Annotated in this window: 18 protein-coding genes; 11 read left to right on the top strand and 7 right to left on the bottom strand. The window is 41.2% G+C overall.

Annotated features, from left to right (window positions below):
* Window positions 1–28: 28 nt before the first annotated feature.
* On the bottom strand, window positions 29–355 hold the full coding sequence (locus GR160_RS08315; RefSeq protein WP_160749397.1) for a hypothetical protein: 327 nt from the start codon (window positions 353–355) through the stop codon (window positions 29–31).
* 542 nt (window positions 356–897) lie between these two features.
* Here GR160_RS08315 and GR160_RS08310 point away from each other — a divergent pair.
* The 4 genes from GR160_RS08310 (at window position 898) to GR160_RS08295 (ending at window position 6332) form a co-directional block, all read left to right on the top strand.
* A complete protein-coding gene (locus tag GR160_RS08310) occupies window positions 898–3366 on the top strand; it encodes an AsmA-like C-terminal region-containing protein (protein ID WP_160749396.1) in 2469 nt (822 codons plus the stop codon).
* Between the two features lie 713 nt (window positions 3367–4079).
* Window positions 4080–4511, top strand: coding sequence for a TerB family tellurite resistance protein (locus GR160_RS08305; RefSeq protein ID WP_160749395.1), 432 nt, complete (start codon window positions 4080–4082; stop codon window positions 4509–4511).
* 155 nt (window positions 4512–4666) lie between these two features.
* Window positions 4667–5218, top strand: a complete 552-nt coding sequence (locus GR160_RS08300) for a DUF4468 domain-containing protein (protein WP_160749394.1) — start codon at window positions 4667–4669, stop codon at window positions 5216–5218.
* 76 nt (window positions 5219–5294) lie between these two features.
* Window positions 5295–6332 carry a hypothetical protein gene (locus tag GR160_RS08295; protein WP_160749393.1) on the top strand — a complete coding sequence of 346 codons (1038 nt, stop codon included), beginning with the start codon at window positions 5295–5297 and terminating at the stop codon, window positions 6330–6332.
* Between the two features lie 59 nt (window positions 6333–6391).
* On the opposite strand, the gene fbp is transcribed toward GR160_RS08295, so the two are convergent.
* Window positions 6392–7438, bottom strand: coding sequence for a class 1 fructose-bisphosphatase (fbp, locus tag GR160_RS08290; RefSeq protein ID WP_160749392.1), 1047 nt, complete (start codon window positions 7436–7438; stop codon window positions 6392–6394).
* Between the two features lie 111 nt (window positions 7439–7549).
* Between fbp and GR160_RS08285 the strand changes: the two genes are divergently transcribed.
* From GR160_RS08285 to GR160_RS08265, 5 genes are all read left to right on the top strand, one after another.
* Window positions 7550–8026: a GNAT family N-acetyltransferase gene (locus GR160_RS08285; protein WP_160749391.1), complete on the top strand. Its 477-nt coding sequence runs from the start codon at window positions 7550–7552 to the stop codon at window positions 8024–8026.
* A 27-nt stretch (window positions 8027–8053) separates the two neighbouring features.
* Window positions 8054–9310 carry an aspartate kinase gene (locus GR160_RS08280; protein ID WP_160749390.1) on the top strand — a complete coding sequence of 419 codons (1257 nt, stop codon included), beginning with the start codon at window positions 8054–8056 and terminating at the stop codon, window positions 9308–9310.
* Between the two features lie 176 nt (window positions 9311–9486).
* Complete coding sequence (locus GR160_RS08275) at window positions 9487–10074, top strand: HupE/UreJ family protein (RefSeq protein WP_160749389.1); 588 nt, start codon at window positions 9487–9489, stop codon at window positions 10072–10074.
* A 60-nt stretch (window positions 10075–10134) separates the two neighbouring features.
* Window positions 10135–10566 carry a dCMP deaminase family protein gene (locus GR160_RS08270; RefSeq protein ID WP_160749608.1) on the top strand — a complete coding sequence of 144 codons (432 nt, stop codon included), beginning with the start codon at window positions 10135–10137 and terminating at the stop codon, window positions 10564–10566.
* On the top strand, window positions 10567–12147 hold the full coding sequence (locus GR160_RS08265; RefSeq protein ID WP_160749388.1) for a S41 family peptidase: 1581 nt from the start codon (window positions 10567–10569) through the stop codon (window positions 12145–12147).
* Window positions 12148–12172: 25 nt separating this feature from the next.
* Here the strand turns inward: GR160_RS08265 and GR160_RS08260 are convergent, their stop codons facing one another.
* Genes GR160_RS08260 through GR160_RS08250 form a run of 3 tightly spaced genes read right to left on the bottom strand, consistent with a single transcriptional unit; the run spans window position 12173 to window position 14426 of the window.
* Window positions 12173–12538, bottom strand: a complete 366-nt coding sequence (locus GR160_RS08260) for a nuclear transport factor 2 family protein (protein ID WP_160749387.1) — start codon at window positions 12536–12538, stop codon at window positions 12173–12175.
* Window positions 12538–13479, bottom strand: a complete 942-nt coding sequence (locus tag GR160_RS08255) for a pseudouridine synthase (RefSeq protein WP_160749386.1) — start codon at window positions 13477–13479, stop codon at window positions 12538–12540. Before GR160_RS08255 ends, GR160_RS08260 begins: the two co-directional genes overlap by 1 nt.
* A 26-nt stretch (window positions 13480–13505) precedes the next feature.
* The gene (locus GR160_RS08250) at window positions 13506–14426 is read right to left on the bottom strand and encodes a geranylgeranylglycerol-phosphate geranylgeranyltransferase (RefSeq protein ID WP_160749385.1); all 921 of its coding nucleotides are present in this window, start codon (window positions 14424–14426) and stop codon (window positions 13506–13508) included.
* A 347-nt stretch (window positions 14427–14773) separates the two neighbouring features.
* Between GR160_RS08250 and GR160_RS08245 the strand changes: the two genes are divergently transcribed.
* Window positions 14774–16189 carry a GH1 family beta-glucosidase gene (locus GR160_RS08245; protein WP_160749384.1) on the top strand — a complete coding sequence of 472 codons (1416 nt, stop codon included), beginning with the start codon at window positions 14774–14776 and terminating at the stop codon, window positions 16187–16189.
* Window positions 16186–17205, top strand: coding sequence for a glycosyltransferase family protein (locus GR160_RS08240; RefSeq protein ID WP_160749383.1), 1020 nt, complete (start codon window positions 16186–16188; stop codon window positions 17203–17205). The genes GR160_RS08245 and GR160_RS08240 overlap by 4 nt, the downstream gene beginning before the upstream one ends.
* A 13-nt stretch (window positions 17206–17218) precedes the next feature.
* Here GR160_RS08240 and GR160_RS08235 read toward each other — a convergent pair whose 3' ends face one another.
* A complete protein-coding gene (locus GR160_RS08235) occupies window positions 17219–17698 on the bottom strand; it encodes a hypothetical protein (RefSeq protein WP_160749382.1) in 480 nt (159 codons plus the stop codon).
* Window positions 17699–17843: 145 nt separating this feature from the next.
* Complete coding sequence (locus tag GR160_RS08230; protein WP_160749381.1) at window positions 17844–20663, bottom strand: alpha-amylase family glycosyl hydrolase; 2820 nt, start codon at window positions 20661–20663, stop codon at window positions 17844–17846.
* Window positions 20664–20723: the final 60 nt, after the last annotated feature.

Here is a 20723-nt window from a genome sequence, read left to right as displayed (position 1 = left end):
CCCTAATATTAACCAGCATTTAAAACAATTATTTAAGTAAAAGTATATGGTCGTGCATTAGCTTAAACCTGTACTCATTTTTCCTAAACAACCCCTGTACTATTAATTTTACCTCATTACTTTCCTTTGGTTTAGGCAAAGTAATGCGGTTGTTCATGGTTGTTTTGTCGTTTGTTTTAAACCACAAAGCATTCCTGAACCTGTACTTTATTTCTACCTCATTTATATCTTCATTTGGCAGCCAGGCATAGTCTATGTATAACATAGATATTGATCTTTGCCTGCGCAGCAATATTTTAAATATTCGCTTTAAAACATAATAGTTAAATACAACTGGGTTAGTACTGCTTTTCATAGTAGGTGGAGTTAGGATGGGGTCTAAATTAACGGGTTTTTAACTAATTATGTCAGGATAATGCTACTTTTCGATGTAATGCATTTTAAGGCAGATTAACGACATTATTTTTATTTTGACTACGATGTAATTATAATTTAATTAGATTAAAACCGCTTTTAAATAAAGGGTTTTTAATGCAATTGCTTAAAACAGGATTTTACACTTATTTTCATCACAATTCTTTAAAAAGCCCGTGTTTAGTGTAAAATAGCAGATTTGTCTATACTTTGTCTATAGTGTTTTGATGGTAAAAAAAGAGATTTACGCCTATTTTTGTCCTCGCAGACCTATGATGTGGTGCCAGCCTAATTTGTGGAATGTGTTTTTTTAGTATACACTAATAGTCGATTTTTAGTGTGTTTATTTCTGGGGGCAATGCGGGCGTAACAACGCCCGCATTTCTTATTTATTAATGCGCTGATTTGTATTTTAATTTAACAAAGATTAAAGCAATTTCTGTAAGCCGTTCGTTAAATTAGAGGTTCTACTTGCACCTGCCCATGAACCAAAATTATTCTGCCTTAAAAAGATTCTGGAAATTAACCCTGCCCCGTTGGGCAAGAATAGTTGTGCGTGGCATTGGCGCTTTAGTGCTGATCACAGTATTGCTTTTTACAGGTGTGGCGTTATACATCAATACGCATAAAAAAGAAGTTTTGGCGCAGCTAACCACACAGCTCAACCAAGGCATTGCCGGCACACTGCAAATAGGCAATATAGAACCCACTTTTTTTTCGGCCTTTCCTAATGTGGCCTTGCGGCTCGAAAATGTTGCGCTGCGCGACAGCCTTTTTAAAACCCACGGGCGTACCATGCTCAGAGCAGGCCGTGCAGATGTTGCCATAAACGTGCCGTCGCTATTGCGGGGTGCTGTGGTAATAAAAAAAATAAGCATCAGTAATGCGGCAATAGACCTTTATACCGACAAGAATGGGTATAGTAACACATCGGTTTTCAGGAAAAGGGCTAAAGACGAAAAAGAAAAGAACAAAGAAGCTGGCTTTCCGCAGCTAAAAAAAATTGCACTTAATGATGTAATTTTTACTGCCGATAATCAAAAAACAAACAAGCTCTATAAATTTGGCATTAACAGCCTTAAAGCCTCGGTTAATTATACTTTTACAGGATGGGAGGCCAACGCCTCCTTAAAAGGTTTTGCCCACAGTATGGCTTTTAATACTGTGCGTGGCAGTTTTATTAAAGATAGGGAACTTGATGGAGAGTTTGATATGGTGTATAATGACGATTCTCAAACTATCATTTTCCATAAAAAGAGGCTCGATATTGGTGGCGAAAAGTTTGATATTGCCGCTAATATAAACACGGGTGCATCGGGTAAATTTTCGATAAATATAGAGAACAAAAGCATCTTGTGGAAAGATGCTGCTAACCTGTTGTCGCCCAACATTACTAAAAAGCTCCTGATGTTTGACCTTACCGAACCTATTGCCGTTAAGTGCGACCTTGTGGGAAGTTTTAACGACCGGGAGGATCCGCTTATAAGGGTCAATGCCACTGTAAAAAACAATGTATTGGTTACGCCCGGGGGCGATGTAGAAAAGTGTAATTTCTTTGGGGTGTTTACCAACAACAATGTTTCAGCCAAAGGCTTTAATGATGCCAATTCGGCCATAAAGCTGTTTAATTTTAAAGGGCAATATAGCGGTTTGCCCATTGCCATGCAAAAGGCATCGGTACTCAATTTAGAACACCCGGTGGCGGTAGGCGATTTTACGTCGGCATTCGACATGAAAAAGCTGCGTACTCTTATTGATGATGATCTTTTACAATTCAGTAAGGGCACGGCTGCTGTAAAACTTGACTTTAAGGCCGATATTGTTGACTTTAAACTTACAAAGCCCATTGTAAACGGGCGCATTGATGTTAAAGATGCCAACGTGCGCTATGTGCCCCGAAAGCTCGATTTTAATGATGTAAATGTATCGCTCAACTTTAATAAAGACGACCTGTTCATCAGCAAAATTGTGCTTAAAAGCGGCAGGAGCGTGGTGAATATGGAGGGCAGCATTAAAAACTTTTTAAACCTGTATTACACCGCGCCGCAAAAATTGGTGCTGGATTGGCAAATATACAGTCCGCAGTTGCATTTGGGCGAGTTTATGGGCTTTTTGGGTACTCGTAAAAAGACACAGGCAGCCATTAAAAAAACACGGAAAGGCAATTATACAGATGAGCTGAACCTGCTGTTCGAAAAAAGCAGCGTAAACATGAAACTGCGCGTAGACAAGCTTTTTTACAATAGTTTTTATGCCACCAATGCCCGTGCCGATGTGCTGCTTACAGACAAAGGCAATGTGCTTGTAAAAAACGCAGGGCTTGCCCATGCCGGAGGTACATTGCTTATAAACGGAAGCCTGAACCAGGGCAGCCACAATAACTATAATGTTAACGCTGTGGTTAGCAATGTAAACATCAGTAAGTTTATGCATGCCTTTAATAATTTTGGGCTCGAGAGCCTGAGTTCAAAAAATCTTAAAGGGCTTTTCTCGGCAAAGGCAAATGTAACTGGAGCCATAAACAATGCAGGCAAACCCGTGCCGAGATCTATACATGGCAACGTAAATTTTGACCTGAAAAAGGGCGGACTTTATAATTTTGAACCGGTTACTAAGGTAGGCAAGTTTGCTTTCCCGTTGCGCGATGTAAAGAATATTGAGTTTTATGACCTTAAAGGCAAATTTGACCTTAAAGGCGAAAAGGTTACCATACATCCCATGCAAATTAGCAGCAGCGTACTTAATATGGATGTAGAAGGAATATATTCTTTTGGGCGCGGAACAAAAATCTATGTAGATGTGCCGCTGCGAAATCCTAAAAAGGATAAAGATATAGACGACAAAGAAGAGCTTGCCAAACGCCGCAAGCGCGGCATAGTAGTGCATCTTACGGCCGAGGATGGCGAAGACGGCAAGGTAAAAATTAAAATGGGAGGTAAAGATAAAGGATAAAAAAAGCGGAGTAAAAACACGTTCGTCGATACATTATAGCTGTTTGCCGACTAAAACTATTTCATGGTCTAAAAATCTTACAAATCTTTTTATTCAGGTCTATCTTTGTAGTGTAAATATGAAAAAGCATTGCCCCCAGAGCTTTATCGATTTGCACTACTTCTTTAAAATATCTGGTCCCCAAAAGATATTTTCCGTAACTACTGCAATATGAAAAACCCGCATTGCCCCCAGTGCAGGTTTTTCTGTTTTTTGTTTATTTGATGATCTGGTTGTTCCATGTCGAATGAAGCGTAGCGGAATTGAAACATCTAAAAGAGTGAAACGAATTGTTCAGGATTTTTTTTCTGAAAAATCATTTGTATGTGTTGGTAAAGCTGTTTTTTTCAATATACTTTCAATGAGTTTTAACCACCCCAGCTTTCAGCCACCCCTCCAAAGGAGGGGAATGCCACGATTGCGATTGACTTTTTTTTTCGAGCACGGTCATGGCGAGGTACGAAGCCATCTTATTTGTTGGCTTATTAATTTACCAATTAACAAATCTGCAAATAGTCAAACAACTCAATTATTGAAACATCAAAATTGGCATACTTATGGATAGGGCACAGGTAGCGGCAATGTGCACAGGGTAAAATCTTTTACCAAAATTATTTACATAAAAAAATATAAAAGTATATTTGCCGAAATTTTCACGAAAAATACTATATACTATGTCTATTTCAGATTTGTTTGACAGCGGGTTTAAAGAAAGGAACAAAGGACACTTTGCTTCTATTGTAAGGGTTGCTATGGAAAATAACCACCTTAGCGAAGAAGAAAGGCACTTTATAGACAAGCTGGCCAAACGCCTTGAAATTTCGGAAGATGAATATAAAGAGGTTTTGGCAAACCCTTATAAATTTCCTATCAACCCGCCGCACCTTTATGTGCAAAGGCTTGAAAGGCTGTATGACCTTAGCCGTATGGTGTATGCCGACCACGTGCTTGGGCCAAGACAAAAAGAGATACTTACACGCTTTGCCCTAGCCCTTGGCTTTACACCGGGCAACGTGGCTTATATTGTAGACAAAGCCCTTTCGCTGTTGGTGCTAAATGTAGACAGCGACACTTTTGTATATGAAATGCAGCACATGAATAAATAGTAAAAAGCCCTCAGCCGAGGGCTTTTTTTATGACCGATATTGTTTCGTAAAGTGCAATAAAACCGGTGCTGTTAAAAAAAATGTAAATAAGCCGTTGTCTTAAATCTGGCTTTCGTTTTTGCTGTAAATTAGACTAAAACAAATCTAAAGTAACTATGAAAGCAATTGTACTACTATTTCTATGCGCCTTTACATCAGGGTTTTCGCAGGGTTTTGTTGTTTCTAAAACAGGTGGTTTAGTTTCTAAAAAAGACGGCAAGGTAGATTATATTATTGTAGAATCTCCGGGAATTCCTGCCGATACGCTTTATGCCTCGGCAAAAAAATATATCGAAACAAAGTCTGCCGATACCAAAATTTCCCTTACCGGGGATAATGCCGGAAAATCGTTAATATATGACACCACCGATGCCAGTATTACTACCCTGACAAAGAACGGGCAGGATGTTTCTTATACTGCAACATATACAACAAGCTTGGAGTTTAAAGACGGCAAAGCACGAATTACCTACGGCAATATCAGCATTTATGCCCAACAGGGCGGTGCCAGCAGGGAGAGTTATCCGCTAACGTCTGTTTATACAGCGGCTGGCAAAGTTGCCGATAAAAAAGTGAAAAACCTTATTGAGAACTATTTTACTGCCAATGCGCAGGCTTTGGCCATAGCTTTTAAAAGTGATGGTAAAGGCCCCGGCGATAGTTGGTAGTATGCACCCGTAATTAAAAACAAAAACAGGCAGCCCAAAAAGCTGCCTGTTTTGTTATATTTTCTAATTTTAAAGAATGAAAAAATATCTGTTTTTAATTTTTGCCCTGATTTTCATCTCATGCAATAATGATAAAGCTATCTTTATATGGGGCAACAGTGTAAAAACAAATGGTTACACCATTATTACCGATACCATTGTTATAACCGACCACGAAGCAATACGGCCCTTATTGCATTATAACGATAAATACTATTATTCTTCTTTCGCTAAAGACAGCCTTGGCTATTACCGATTTTCACACGTTGGCATTATTGATCCTGATGGTAATATCAGAAAAATAAAATGTTCCATCGACGGAGCAGAGTTTGGACGTGATGATATATTCATTCATAATGACAGTGTAATTATAAAATCATATTACGATCCTGAAGCATTTTTTTTAGATGAAAAAAACGAGAAATCTGTATCTGTAAAAACAGTTGACGATGTTGTTTTTGAAGATGATGAATATTATGTTACATCTCTTGATTATGGCGAATGGGGAAGTGCAACATGGTTTAAAGATAAAAAAACAGGAGTGGAATATGAAGCCGCCGGATTTTTAACGCCTGAAATACTTAAATTTAAAGGTTCTTATTATTTGATAAGCCCAAACGAAGTAAATGTGATAGATGATCCTAAAAAACTTGAAAACATAGGGAAAGGCAATTATAAAAGGTTTTTAGGTAAAAATGGCATACGTGTTTTTTATGAGCGTTCGGTTAGAGGTTACGACAAAGGCATAAGGAATCTATATAGAGGGGATATAACATATGAGCGTACGGATGACTTTTGTTTTGGCCCTACTTTTATTCATAACGGCAGCATTAGATTTATTGTAAATGACAACAATAAAGAATACATTGCTAAAATAGAAAATGGCAAAATAATTCCTGTTGCCACAATTGCCGATAGTATATATTCAACAAGATATGATAACAACTACCGCAATCTGTATCTTAACAAAACCATTGCTTTTGCCATGAAAAACAAGAAATTATTTGGCCAACTTGAGGTAAAAGACGGTAAGATTTATATGCACTATTTTAAAGTTAAGCCTGAAAATAATTAGGCCACAAATCCATTTTCAGGATTTATGGCCATCTCTATTACTTTTTTAAACTTTAAACCTTACAATGTAGCTGCTCCTTCCGGTTTTGCTGTGTGTTGTGGCGAGGCTTTCGCCATAAACTCCTCTGCTTTGGCAACCATGTTATAACTTCCGCAAAAAAACGGAACGCGTTGGTGCAGTTCGGTAGGTTTAATTTCCATAATGCGGCCAAAACCGTCGCTTGCCTTGCCTCCTGCCTGTTCTGCAATAAAGGCAATAGGGTTGCATTCATACAACAGCCTTAATTTGCCCTTTGGGGCTTTAGAGCTGGTAGGATACAAATAGATGCCGCCCTTTATCATGTTGCGGTGAATATCGGCTGCAAGGCTGCCAATATAGCGCGAGGTATAAGGCCTGTTCTCTTCTTCGCGCTGGCAGTATTTAATATAATCTTTCACTCCCTGCGGAAAATGAACATAATTACCTTCGTTTACAGAATAGATATTTCCGTCTTTAGGAAACTGCATGTTAGGGTGGCTTAGGTAAAATGTGCCAATGGCCGGGTTAAGTGTAAAACCGTTTACCCCATGCCCTGTAGTGTACACCAGCATAGTACTGGTGCCATAAATAATGTAGCCTGCTGCCACCTGTGCATCGCCGGGCTGTAAAAAATCGTCGAGTGTAACGGGGCTTCCCACAGGTGTAACGCGCCTGTAAATAGAAAAAATGGTCCCTACCGGCACATTAACATCAATGTTGCTTGAACCGTCCAATGGATCCATAAGCACGACATATTTATTGTTATGGCACTCATCTTTGCCTTTAATAACAATAAAATCGTCGTTTTCCTCGCTGGCAATACCGCACACAATTTCGCGGTTTACAAGGGTTTCAATAAAGGTTTCGTTGGCAAATACATCCAGTTTTTGCTGGTCTTCGCCCTGAATGTTCTGCGAGCCTACCGCTCCTGTAATGTCTACCAGTCCGGCTTGGTTTACTTTGTAGTTTACCACTTTTGCCGCCAGGCGGATCGAGTTAATGAGCCTCGAAAGCTCTCCCGAAGAGTACATAAACTCTTCCTGCTTTTCAATAATAAATTCTCCTAAGGTTTTGTTTCTTTCTTCCATTGCTAATCTCGTTATAGTTATGGTTGTGTACAAATATCTGCATTTTTGTGATATGAAAATAATTTATTATCTGCCTGCGGTTTTGACCGTATTTTTGTGCAAATTTGATTTATGAATATTCGTAAAGGAGTAAAAGAAGATATGCCGGCAGTGCTGGAACTCATTAAAGAGTTGGCCGTTTTTGAAAAAGAACCTGAGGCAGTGGAAGTAACTGTACAAGACCTTGAAAACGATGGCTTTGGCGAACACCCAATGTTTGAAATTTTTGTTGCAGAGGTTGAAGGTATTATTAAAGGAATGGCATTGTTCTATTACAGGTACAGCACCTGGAAAGGGCGCACCATACATCTTGAAGATTTGATAGTTACTGAGAGCATGCGCGGAAGCGGCATTGGCAGTGCATTATATAAAGAAGTCTTTAAATTTGCCAAAGCACAGGGTGTGCGCCGTGTAGAATGGGCCGTGCTGGACTGGAACACCCCGGCAATTGACTTTTACGAAAAATCGGGCGCAAAGGTTTTTGCCGACTGGCGTGTGGCACAAATGAACGAAGAGGGCATAGCCACTTTTACTGCCCAACTGAACTAAGAACATACCGAAACAAGAAACGTATTAATGAAAGTATTTAAATTTGGAGGAGCGTCTGTTAAAGATGCCGAGGGTATAAAAAACGTATATAATTTACTGCAACAGGTAGGACACGAAAACGTGCTGCTGGTAATAAGTGCCATGGGCAAAACCACTAACGCCTTTGAAGTGGTTATAAAGAACTATTTTGATAAATCGGCCGAGTTACAGGCATCCATACAGGAAGTTAAAAAGTATCATAACCAAATATTGCTTGAACTTTTTGATGATGAAAGCAATGCTGTTTTTACAGCCGTAGGCAAGATATTTACCGATCTTGAAAGTTTTCTTAAAAACAACAAGTCGCCAAACTATAACTTTGTATATGACCAGGTGGTTAGCCTTGGCGAAATTATATCGACTACAATTGTTAGCCATTACTTTAATCATCTTGGGCTTAAAAACTCGTGGCTCGATGTGCGCGAGTTTGTAAAGACCGACAACACCTATCGCGATGCCGTGGTAGACTGGGAGGCAACACAAAAGAATATTTCTAAGAACGTTAAAAAGAAAACGCTTAACATTACGCAGGGTTTTCTTGGCAGCGATGAGAACAATTTTACTACCACGCTGGGCCGTGAAGGGTCTGACTATACAGCGGCTATTTTTGCCTACTGCCTTAATGCCGAAAATGTTACTATTTGGAAAGACGTTCCGGGAGTGCTTAATGCCGATCCGCGTTATTTTGAAAACGCAATACTTCTAAACCAAATATCTTACAGAGAGGCTATAGAGCTGGCATTTTATGGTGCAACAGTAATTCACCCTAAAACGCTACAGCCGTTACAAAAAAAGGAGATTCCGTTGTACGTAAAATCGTTTGTAAATCCGCTGTTGCCGGGTACAAGCGTTAGTAAAGGCGCCGACCTGGAGCCGCAAACCCCTTGTTTTATTGTTAAAAAGAACCAGTTGCTTATATCGCTGTCATCACTCGACTTTTCGTTTATAATGGAAGAGAACATCAGCGAAATATTTATGCTGTTGCACAAATACAAGATCAAGGTACACCTAATACAAAACACTGCCATTAGCTTCTCTGTTTGTGTAGACGATAAGTTTGGCAACTTCCAGGAACTGAAAAGCGTGCTTTCTAAAAAATTCCAGGTAACCTATAACGACAATGTATCTTTATACACCATTAGGCATTTTAATGAAAACAGTGCCGATGCCGTGGCTAAAAACAAAGAAGTACTGGTGCGCCAGCTAAGCCGCGAAACGTTACAGATTGTTACTAAAGATATCTAAGGAGTGAATTTGATAATTTGTGGATTTGGTAATTTGTGTTAATAGAACACGAAGCTAAGCCTGCGGGCGGATTCTGCGTAATCATAATTACCGCAGATTCTCAAATAACCAAATCCACAAATTAACTCCAATAAAAAAAATACCGTAAGTTTACAGCCATTAACTAATGCTCAACAATGAACGATTTTTGGCTTTACTTCAATATAGGCCTGCACCACGTTTTAGATATCAATGCTTACGACCACGTGCTGTTCCTCCTGGTGCTAACCGTGCCTTATGCCTTTAAAGACTGGAAAAACATTCTCCTGCTGGTAACCCTTTTTACCATTGGGCATACTACATCGCTAATACTCTCCGTTTACGGAGTATTAACGGTTAACAGTGCCGCTGTAGAGTTTTTAATACCCATAACCATACTCGCCACGGCTTTATATAACATTTTTATATCGGCTAAAAAGTCGGCTAATAACAGTGCGCTAAACTTTGTGGCATTAACTACGCTGGTTTTTGGCATTGTACACGGGCTGGGCTTTAGCAACTATTTTAAAATAATAATCGCAAAACACGATGCCAAACTGCTGCCGTTGTTAGAGTTTGCACTGGGCATAGAGGCTGCGCAGCTTATTGTGGTAATAATTTCGCTACTGGCAGGTTTTGCGCTGCAACGCTTCGCCGGGCTCCAAAAACGCGACTGGGTACTGGTAACATCAGCGTTTGTGGCTGGGGTGGTAGTGCCTATGATAATCGAAAACAAATTTTGGTAATTTTAATCTAACATAACAGCATCTGCACTACCTTTAATGCAGGTGTTCCTTTATATTGAAATGACAGAGAAACTGAATAAATATGATAAAGCCTACCTGCGCATTGCGCGCGAATGGGGGCAATTGTCTTACTGCAAACGCCGAAAAGTTGGCGCAATTATTGTTAAAGACAGGATGATAATATCCGACGGTTATAACGGGACACCGTCGGGGTTTGAAAATTGCTGCGAGGATGACGACAACATTACCAAATGGTATGTGCTCCATGCCGAGGCCAATGCTATTTTAAAAGTAGCCCGTTCAACACAATCGTGCGAAGGCGCAACGCTATACATTACTATGTCGCCCTGCAAAGACTGCAGCAAGCTAATACACCAGGCCGGTATTACCCGTGTGGTATATCAGGAGGCTTATAAAGACAACTCCGGCATTAGCTTTTTAGAGAGGGCAGGGGTGGCAGTAGAATGTGTACCCAACGCAGACCATATATAAATGAAAACAACATATAAAATTTACATACCCATACTGTTGGCTACCGCACTTGCTGTTGGGGTGCTGTTGGGCAGTTTTTTAAACTATCCGGCACAGCAGGCAGGACTCATTACAGGCAGCAGTAACAAAAGCAAGCTCAACAAGCTTCTCGATTTTATAGACAGCGAGTATGTAGACAATGTTAATACCGACAGTATTGTAGATCTTACGGTTAACAGCATACTCGAAAAGCTCGATCCGCACTCGGTCTATATTGCAAAGAACGAAATGGAAGAGGTTGCCCAAAGCATGAAAGGCGATTTTGTGGGCATTGGTGTAAACTTTTATATGTATAAAGATTCGGTTGCTATAATAAAACCCATTCCCGGAGGCCCAAGCGACAAAGCCGGGCTAAAAGCAGGCGACCGCATTTTGTATGCAGGCAATTATAAACTTTTTGGGCGAAAGCTGGCTAACGACACGCTTTTTTCTAAACTTAAGGGAGAGGAGGGATCTAAATTAACCCTAACCATTTATCGCAAAAGCGATAAAAAGAAGTTTAAAGTAAACGTAACCCGCGATGTAGTGCCTATAAAAAGCGTTGATGCCTTTGTTATGGTTGCTCCTAAAATGGGCTATATTAAAGTAAACCGCTTTGCCGAAACTACCTATACCGAATTTCACAGCGCGCTCGAAAGCCTTAAAAAACAGGGAGCAACATCGCTTATTGTAGATTTGAGGGATAATGGCGGCGGATATCTTGAAAAGGCGGTTGAGATTGCCGATGAGTTTTTAAAAGACAAACAGCTTATTGTTAAGACCAAAAATAAAAAAGAACGTGTAGATGTTACTGATGCTACGGCTAAAGGTATTTTTGAAGACGGGCAGTTGTATGTGCTGATTAACGAAAACAGTGCCAGTGCCAGCGAAATTCTTGCCGGTGCCATACAGGACAATGACCGTGGAACTATTGTTGGCCGACGCTCTTTTGGTAAAGGTCTTGTGCAGCGCGAAATGCCACTTGGCGATGGCAGTGCAGTACGTTTAACAGTGGCGCGCTATTACACTCCGTCCGGCCGATCTATACAGCGCAGCTATGCCAATGGCGACGAGGAATATTTTAACGATTTCCAGAAGCGTTATGAGAGTGGCGAACTCTATGCTGCCGACAGTATTAAAGTGGCCGATACACTTAAATTTAAGACGCTAAAAGGCCGCACAGTATATGGCGGCGGCGGCATTGTGCCCGATGTGTTTGTTCCGCTTGAAGGTAAACATGGAGATGAGGCCATTAGCATGGTTATGCAAAGCGGTATTACAGGCTATTTTGTTTTTGAGCAGCTCGACAAAGACCGAAAAGAACTTGAAGGTCTTACTGCCGATAAAATTACTGATGAGGTTACCAGTACCGATAAATATTTTAAAGCCTTTAATGCCTACCTTTTAAAGAATGGTTTGGTGTTTAAACTGGAAGCGCATAAAGATAAGGTAAAACGCTACCTTGCAGCCGAGTTTGCCCGCCAGCTTTTAAGTGAGGAAGATTATTATGAAATGATCCTTAAAGAAGATAATATGGTAAAGGCTGTTTTAGAAAAGCAATAGTTTTTCTAAAACAGCCCTTGTTTTTTTATCCGTGATAGACGCGTGAGAACACTATTTTGCCGTCTTTAACCTCAAACAGTTCGGCAACAGCCATATCTTCTTCGCCCTCAACCGTACGAATGTATTCCATAAATACGCGGTTGCTGTTTGCTGTAAGGTTAGTAGCTTTGTAATTAAGCGTTGGAAGTCTTAAATAAGCCCCTTCCCACCAGTCGCGCAGGGCGGCTTTGCCTTTTACAAGCCCGTTGGTTTCAGGTTTGTGCACTTTAAGTTTAGGGCTAAAGTGCTCTGCATCGTCAGCATAAAGATTCAAAAGCGCATCGAGGTTGCGGGCATTAAAAGCCTCAAGCCACTGTAGGGCTATATTTTCTAAATCTTTAGGCTGGTGCATTATTGCGAATTTTTAAGGTTGATGATCTCCTGCTCTGTCAGGAACCTGTAGTTGCCGCGCGGAAGGTTCTTTTTAGTAAGCCCGGCATAAGCCACGCGGTCTACCTTAAGCACGTCATATTTAAACGATTCAAAAATGGCACGAACTACTTTTATGTTCTGTGTGCGCAGTTTAAGCCCTATCTCGGTTTTAGGCTCTCCGTCAATATAGCTTATCTCGTCTATAAACAACCTGTGTCCGTCAAGGGTTACACCGCCTGCAATTTTTTCAAGGTCTTCAAACTTTAGGTTCCTGTCAAGGCTAACCTGGTATATTTTGAATGATTTTTGGTTTGGCAGTCCAAACTTCCTTATCATATCTGTATCGTTTGTAAAAATAAGAAGTCCGGTAGTGTTCTTATCCATACGGCCAATAGGCTGTAGTTTTGTTGTAGTTGCATTACGAACCAGCTCAGCAACGTTGCGCATATCGCCTTCGGCATCGCCACTGGTACTAAAGTTCTTAGGTTTGTTAAGCAACAGGTATTCTTTCTTTTCCGGAGTAATAAGCCTGCCGTCAAATTCAACCCTGTCGGTAAGCTGCACTTTGTAGCCCATCTCTGTAACCACAGCACCGTTAACTTTTACGTTGCCCGATTGTATGTACAGGTCGGCATCCCTGCGCGAACATGCACCAGAGTTAGATATGTATTTGTTTAGTCTCAGCTCGTTAGGGTTTGCAGGTTGTTTGGCAACAGCCGGTTTGCGTTCTCTTTCTGTAAACGGTTTACCTTTAAAAACTTCTTTTTTAGGCGCAGCCCCATCGGCAGATGCAGGTGCAGCCTTCTTGGCTGTAGGTTTTCTAAGTTTATTGAGAGGTTTAGACGGGCCGTTGCTGCTCTTCCTTCTGTCATTTCCGCCACGCCCGCGGGCGCCGCCATTATTGCTGTTACCGTTGCTCATTATGCACTAATTTTTTGCAAAGATAATTAAATAGCCGCTAACAACTGCCTGCCGTGTACTAAAACAGAAGGGTCTATAAGCACAATACAAAAAACGCCTGCAACTATAAGGGCTTTAAGGGTGTTGTGCAGCAATAGATAATCGGCACGCGATTGGGAGCGTTGCAGTTTGTACAGAAAGTAAATAATAACGATCATGCCCGTATAAAAGTAAATATCCATATACCCAACGTCATAAACATCTATAAGCAGGTACACGGGTATAACCGTAAGCAGTGTTAGGCCAGCAATGATTACTTTGGCTGTTTTTTCGCCAAGAATTACCGGTATGGTGCGGTAGTTGTTCACAAGGTCGCCCTGCAGGTTTTCGAGGTCTTTTATAAGCTCGCGGATAAGAATGAGCAGGTAAAGGAATGTAGCATGCGCAAATATTACTTCATAAAAATTCTTGAAGTACATAAGTATGCCAAAAAACGGCAATACTGCAAGCAGGGCCGCAGTGAGATTGCCAATTATAGGATATTTTTTAAGCTTGTGGCTGTAAAACCAAATAAGGAAAATATAAGCCGAAAAAAAGAACGCTGCCCGCCACGAAACCATAAAGGCCAGGATTACTACCAGGAAATTAAGTCCAAAATATACCTGTAGTTTGGTACCCTGACTCACCAGCCTGTCGAGCATTGATTTTTTTGGGCGGTTTATTAGGTCTTTTTTGGCATCGTAAAAGTTATTGATAATGTAGCCCGAAGCAATGGTAAGTGATGATGCCAGCACGATAAGGAACAGGTTTCCGTCAAGGATCACGTCGAGTGCGCGGCGTTCTTTATCTAAAATAAATATGGCCGATAGGTATTGCGCAAGTGCTATTACCGGAATGTTGTAACCGCGAACTACAGAAAACAGGCTGAATATCTTTAAGAGAACCAGTTTTGTTTTCCTTGATGCCATAGTGTGCTTTTACTTTTTTAACTTTTGTGTGGCGCATTTTATTGTGCGGGCTTGTAAAGATAATTGTAAAAGCTTTTAAAATTGTATAATGTGCAAAAAAAGCCTCGATAGAAGGCTTAAAAATCATACTTATTACATTTCTTATCTACCAGGAAATACTCAAATCTCATTTAACAATTTCATAACCATCACCTCACTCTAAAATAATGCTAATTGTCTTATTTTGAGTGAAAAGCAGTATCATGAAAAATTTCTTTTTAAAACCCCTTTTATGGTTTAAGGAGTGGCTGTTGCTAAGGGCAATGAAGTCTACTTTTATTCACTAATAAAGCACTGTTATTAGCCGGATGCAAGTACCTCCTGTTACTGATCTTGACAGAGCCCTTTTTGGAGATGATTTTCAATGGGGTGTGTCTACTGCGGCCTTTCAGATAGAGGGCAGCCATGATGCCGACGGTAAAGGTCTCTCAATATGGGATGTTTTTACGGCCAAAAGAGGAACCATAAAAGGCGGACACCATGCCATGGATGCCTGCGATTTTTACAACTGTTTTAAAGACGATATCGAACTCATTCGTCAGCTTCATATTCCCAATTTCAGGTTTTCTATAAGCTGGTCGCGCATAATGCCCACAGGGCAGCACCCGGTAAACCAAGCCGGAATAGACCACTACAATAAAATAATCGATTTTATGCTGCAATGCGGCATAGAGCCATGGGTAACTTTATACCATTGGGATCTTCCGCACGACTTGGAGCTTAAAGGCGGATGGACCAACCGCGAATGTGTAAACTGGTTTGCCGATTATGCCGCAGTTTGCGCACGCAGTTTTGGCAACCGTGTAAAACACTGGATGGTAATGAACGAGCCATCGGTGTTTACCGGAGCAGGCTATTTTTTTGGCATACATGCTCCGGGCAAAAAGGGCATAACCAATTTTATAAAGGCTGTGCACCATGTTACACTTGCCACCGCAGCAGGAGGCAGGATTTTGAGGAGCGAGTTACCCCATGCACACATAGGTACTACATTTTCCTGTACATATATAGAGTCTGCAAGTCAAAATCCACGAGATGTAGCAGCGGCAAAAAGGGTAGACACCCTGCTGAACCGTGCTTTTATAGAACCTATTTTAGGGATGGGCTATCCGCAGAGCGATTTGCCGGTGCTCAAAAGGCTCAACAAATACATGCAGCCCGGAGATATTGAGGCCATGGCTTTCGATTTTGATTTTACAGGCCTTCAATGCTATACACGGGAAGTGGTAAAGGCATCGTTCTTTACACCCTATCTTGGAGCAAGGCTCGTCCCTGCTAAAAAGAGAGGTATAAATACGGTTACCGAAATGGGGTGGGAGGTGTATCCTGAAACCATGTATCATTTGCTGCACAAATTCAGCCAGTATAAGGGAATCAATAAAATAATTATTACTGAGAACGGTGCTGCTTTTGCCGATGAGGTTGTAGATGAAACCGTTAACGACGCCCTGAGAACCCATTACATAAACGAGCACCTGAAAGAACTGCTGAAGGCAAAACAGGAGGGAGTAAATGTTCAGGGCTATTTTGTATGGAGCCTTACCGACAATTTTGAATGGGCAGAAGGTTATCATGCGCGCTTTGGGCTGATACATATAGATTTCGAAACCCAAAAGCGCACCATTAAACAGTCAGGATACTGGCTGCGCGATTTTTTAAAGGGCAACACACAAACAACTGCTACTAAACACAACAAAAAATTTGAAACACACTACAAACCATGAAAATACTTTATGCCATACAGGGAACGGGTAACGGTCACCTGAGCCGTGCCATAGATGTAATTCCGTGCCTTGAAAAACATGGTGCGGTAGACATACTGGTAAGCGGTATACAAGGAGATCTCAAGCTGCCCTATAAAGTAAAATACCAGTTTAAGGGGCTGAGTTTTATTTTTGGCAAAAGCGGTGGGGTAGACCTTTGGAAAACCGTTAGGCGCAGCAACCCTACAAAACTTATAAAGAATATTCAGAACCTTCCGGTAGAGGAGTATGACCTTGTGGTTAATGATTTTGAACCCGTATCGGCATGGGCATGTTATTTTAAAAATAAGCCCTGTATATCGTTAAGTCATCAAAGTGCAGTGCTTAATGCTGCTTTTCCTCAACCTGAGCATCAGGACAGGATGGGCAGGCTTATTTTAGAGCATTATGCCCCGGCTACTGCCAAATACGGATTTCATTTTAAGTCTCATGGCGATGGTGTTTATACGCCTGTCATCCGCAAGCAGGTGCGCGATATGCAGGTTTCAGATAAAGGCCACTATACGGTTTATCTTCCTGCCTATGATGATAAGACGCTTATAAAACGCCTGTCGGTTTTCCCGTCGGTGCAGTGGGATGTGTTCAGTAAGCACAACCATAAAAAGGTGGTGCATAAAAACATAACCATCAGGCCAATAAACAACGAACTGTTTACGGCAAGTATGGCATCATCTTCCGGGGTGTTGTGCGGTGCCGGTTTTGAAACACCTGCCGAAGCCATGTTTCTTGGTAAAAAACTGCTGGTTATACCAATGAAGAACCAATATGAGCAACATCTAAACGCTGCCCTTTTAAAGCAAATGGGTGTTCCTGTTATAAAAGGACTAAAGCCAAAATATGAAGATGTTATTGCCCACTGGATACTTAACGGCGAGCCTATTGCGGTAGATTATCCTAACCGCACACAGGAAATAGTGAATAAGATTATTTTTAAGCATGCCTCCGATGCTTATTTTACTCCTGTGCAAACCGTTTAATTTTTGATTTAATTTAAGGTTGAAGCGGACGTAGCGTATTGCTGTAGGTAACCATAAAAGTACTGTTGCCCCCTGTATTTTTCATTACATAAATAAATTTATGTTTGGCGGTTTCTTTGGCAGGCAGCACAATTTCGGTTTTTGTAAGATTGTCAAAAATTTTAGTGTCGGCAGTATTATCTATGCGTGTTTTGTCGGCAATACCTGTTTTAAGGTTAGATATTACATAATTGCTGTATAGCTTTTTGGCAGCATTGCTTACCACTATTTTTTCACCTTTAAAGTTTTGGGTAAATATCAATACACTATAGTTGGCCTGTGTGGCTTTCAGGTCTTTAAGCAGCGTGCTTTTTTCTTTAGCATCTGCCGACCTAAAGTCGTCACGATAGTGTGTTTCAACATCGGCTTTGTCTGATTTGCCAGTTGTTTTGCTACCGCTTTTACAGCTAAATATAAATAGGGCGAAAAGCAGTAATAGTGCTGTTTTTTTCATTTTTAAACGAGTAAATAACCCTAAAGATAACCCATAAGCAAAGCCTTTCATAAAGGTTTATGATATAAATAACAAAAGGTTTCCCCAATAAACCGGGGAAACCTTTTTCATGAAAAAACTTAACTTATAAACTAACTCAAAATTTTTATTCTTTAACAAGTTTAATAGTGCTTTGGCGATTGTTGCTATCGGTGATTTTTACCAGATAGATGCCGCTAACCAGTGTGCTTATATCATAAGCTGCACCTGAAGCGTTTGCACCAAAGGTTTTTACTAACTGCCCGGTAATGGCATATACCTCTACTTTTGAAGCTGCTGTGCTAATGCTAAACTGCGTGTTTGCAGGGTTAGGATAAAGCACTGCCTTAGTAGCACTAACACCATCGTTTTTAAGTGCAGCAGGCCTGTTGCCAAATATTCTGTATTCGCCCGGTTGCAGGGTCAGGGTTGCTGTTGTACTGCTGATGGTTGTGCCATCCATAAGATTATACCAATCGCCTGCTATAGAAAAATTAGTATTTACTGTTTGCGGTGTTAAACCAAAATTAGCCAATACTATAACCGCTTTTAGTTCGGTTTCAGGTATATTATTATCCCAAATATCAATTCTTGGGGTTAAAGTACCCGCTGTAATAGTAAACGTAGTGGTTTTAAACACAGGGTTGTTAAGCCTTAAACTGTTTATTTGCGACCATACATCATAAACTGCCATTCTTGAAGCGTCGGTGGTATAACCAATTTCCGAAGCTACCGGTTTAGGGTCTGTACGGCAGGCATTGGCATAAGTATTATCTGCACAACGGTTAATGCCATAATCAAAGCCAAGTTCGGCATATTGCCATATCATCTTTGGTCCGGGCACAGTTAAGAAAACGGCTCCAATAGCTTTGGTTCTTTCTAATGCTGTGGCAAGGTTTCGTGCACTGTAGTTAAGTACAGCCGCGCCCGAGGTAAGATTTTTATACATTAGCCTTTCCTCGTCATGGCTTTCGGCATAGCCCACGGCACGCGGAGCGGTAAAGCCCCTGTTCTCAAAATCCATGCTGCTAAAATTGCTGTTGGCAACGTAGCCCATACTTAGCTGATTGTATTGGTAGTTGTTATTGGCCCAAAGCATAATACCTTTGCCCTCCCCCACACGATAGTTGGCCCACTCAGTCTCTTCAGCCGCAGAGCTGTTTGGTCCGGAGCCACCGCCAAGGTGCTCAAATATTACATAAAAATCAGGGTCAATATTCCACTGATAGTCTGCATATTGTTTAAGTATCGCTACCCTGTCGGCCTGATAAGCCTCGGTACAGGTGTTATCTACGTTTCCGCAAACCTGGGTAAACCCTTTAGTAAGGTCCCAACGATAGCCGTCAATTTTAAACTCGGTCATCCAGTGCTCAATTACACGCTCGCTGTAGTATTGGGTTAGTTCGTTTTGATGATTAAGGTCGGTACCCACACTATAGGTGTGTGTTGCTGCAACATTACAGTAAGGATTCTCTGTAGTGGTTGCACCAAAACCATCGCCATCTGGGTCGTTACACCACATGCGGTTTAAAGGAGAGCGTCCGTAAACATGATTAAGTGCAAGATCTAAAATAACCGCTATGCCGTTTTGGTGGCACAGGTCTATAAAGGCTTTCATACTGTCAGCAGTGCCATAAGCCTTATCAAGAGCCATGTGGTAGGCAGTGTTGTAGCCCCACGATATGTTACCTTCAAACTCCATAACAGGCATTAGCTGTATGGCGTTTACATTTAGCCCTTTAAAATAGTCTATTCTTGCTGCAAGGCCATCCCAGGTTTTGTTCGAGTCAAAATCCCTTATTAATGTTTCATAAATAATAAGGTCTTCTTTAGCCGGACGCACAAAATCGGTTACCTGCCAGTTGTATGGCGTTTGGCCTGTTTGCAGCACCGATACCTCAAAGTTTTGCCCGGCAGGATATGGAGGCAGGTTAGGATATTCTGCAGCCGTTAAGTAAGGATCATCAAATGGCGAAAGCACCAGTGTAGAAAACGGGTCGGCAGTTTTAACCATGGCCTGGCTGGTTGCAACCGGGGTTTGGTCTACCACCCAATACTGAAAAGTTTCAATTTGCCCGGCAGTAAGTCCCGTAAGCTGTAGCCAGAATTTACCTGTAGCGGGATCTTTTTTCATGGCATAAGCCGTTGATGGCTGCCAGTTATTAAAACTTCCTGCCACATAAACAAAGTCTTTGTTTGGCGCGTTAAGCACTAATGTGGCCTGAGAGGTGTTATCATGATAGTTAATACCGTCTCTTACGTCCTGTGGCATAGCCTCATTTACGGTATTTGGATTTACCACTGCGTTAAAGCTTCGGGTAATGGTTTCAGCTCCCTGTGTTACGGTAAGCGTATAGCTTTGATTGGTTGTAACAGCGTTGTGTGTATAGCTGTAGTTTGCCGTGGTAGCAGTATTTATAACTGTTCCGTTTGCCGAAAGGCTGTAAACAGCATTGCCGTTTGTATTGTTAGCCGAAACCGTAAAGTTGCTGCCCGAATTTATTATGGTAGTGCTGTTTGCTGCGGGTGCCGTAAGGTTTAGCTGAAAAGCACCTACGGGCAAAAAAGCATCGGTGGTTTGCGGACTGTTTGTCGCGGCCCTTAATACCACACAAATTTCAGATATGGTGCTGGTTGTAGGCACGCCAAAATAAGTATAAAGGTCAGGACCCAGTGTAAGGCTGTATGTGGTGCCCGATACTAATGTTAGCGTAGGCTGGCTGCTGTTAACACCCCAACTGCCCCTAACGTTTTGCCAGCGTTGCCCGTCTACCGTAACGCCAATGTGAGCATATATGGTTCCGGTATAAGAGGCCATTGGTGTGCCTGCCTTATTAAAATTTAATGTTACCTGACCGGAAGCTATTGCCGGAGACGGGGTAGTGCTTAACTGCCCGTATCCCAATGTGGTAAGCATTAAAAATAGTAATAATGTAAATTTTTTCATGATAAATACATAAAAACCGGCTATACCCTTAAAGTGTAGCCGGTTAGTTATTTTTAAATA

Source organism: Flavobacterium sp. Sd200 (genome assembly GCF_009826935.1).
Taxonomy (GTDB): Bacteria; Bacteroidota; Bacteroidia; order Flavobacteriales; family Flavobacteriaceae; genus Flavobacterium.
Note: the sequence above shows the minus strand (reverse complement) of the source record. Positions and strands in the feature narration are given on the sequence as shown.

Bases quoted from the DNA above. Each gene is read 5' to 3' on its own strand.
- GR160_RS08315 (WP_160749397.1), bottom strand. From the start codon at position 355: ATGAAAAGCAGTACTAACCCAGTTGTATTTAACTATTATGTTTTAAAG.
- GR160_RS08310 (WP_160749396.1), top strand. From the start codon at position 898: ATGAACCAAAATTATTCTGCCTTAAAAAGATTCTGGAAATTAACCCTG.
- GR160_RS08305 (WP_160749395.1), top strand. From the start codon at position 4,080: ATGTCTATTTCAGATTTGTTTGACAGCGGGTTTAAAGAAAGGAACAAA.
- GR160_RS08300 (WP_160749394.1), top strand. From the start codon at position 4,667: ATGAAAGCAATTGTACTACTATTTCTATGCGCCTTTACATCAGGGTTT.
- GR160_RS08295 (WP_160749393.1), top strand. From the start codon at position 5,295: ATGAAAAAATATCTGTTTTTAATTTTTGCCCTGATTTTCATCTCATGC.
- fbp (WP_160749392.1), bottom strand. From the start codon at position 7,438: ATGGAAGAAAGAAACAAAACCTTAGGAGAATTTATTATTGAAAAGCAG.
- GR160_RS08285 (WP_160749391.1), top strand. From the start codon at position 7,550: ATGAATATTCGTAAAGGAGTAAAAGAAGATATGCCGGCAGTGCTGGAA.
- GR160_RS08280 (WP_160749390.1), top strand. From the start codon at position 8,054: ATGAAAGTATTTAAATTTGGAGGAGCGTCTGTTAAAGATGCCGAGGGT.
- GR160_RS08275 (WP_160749389.1), top strand. From the start codon at position 9,487: ATGAACGATTTTTGGCTTTACTTCAATATAGGCCTGCACCACGTTTTA.
- GR160_RS08270 (WP_160749608.1), top strand. From the start codon at position 10,135: ATGACAGAGAAACTGAATAAATATGATAAAGCCTACCTGCGCATTGCG.
- GR160_RS08265 (WP_160749388.1), top strand. From the start codon at position 10,567: ATGAAAACAACATATAAAATTTACATACCCATACTGTTGGCTACCGCA.
- GR160_RS08260 (WP_160749387.1), bottom strand. From the start codon at position 12,538: ATGCACCAGCCTAAAGATTTAGAAAATATAGCCCTACAGTGGCTTGAG.
- GR160_RS08255 (WP_160749386.1), bottom strand. From the start codon at position 13,479: ATGAGCAACGGTAACAGCAATAATGGCGGCGCCCGCGGGCGTGGCGGA.
- GR160_RS08250 (WP_160749385.1), bottom strand. From the start codon at position 14,426: ATGGCATCAAGGAAAACAAAACTGGTTCTCTTAAAGATATTCAGCCTG.
- GR160_RS08245 (WP_160749384.1), top strand. From the start codon at position 14,774: ATGCAAGTACCTCCTGTTACTGATCTTGACAGAGCCCTTTTTGGAGAT.
- GR160_RS08240 (WP_160749383.1), top strand. From the start codon at position 16,186: ATGAAAATACTTTATGCCATACAGGGAACGGGTAACGGTCACCTGAGC.
- GR160_RS08235 (WP_160749382.1), bottom strand. From the start codon at position 17,698: ATGAAAAAAACAGCACTATTACTGCTTTTCGCCCTATTTATATTTAGC.
- GR160_RS08230 (WP_160749381.1), bottom strand. From the start codon at position 20,663: ATGAAAAAATTTACATTATTACTATTTTTAATGCTTACCACATTGGGA.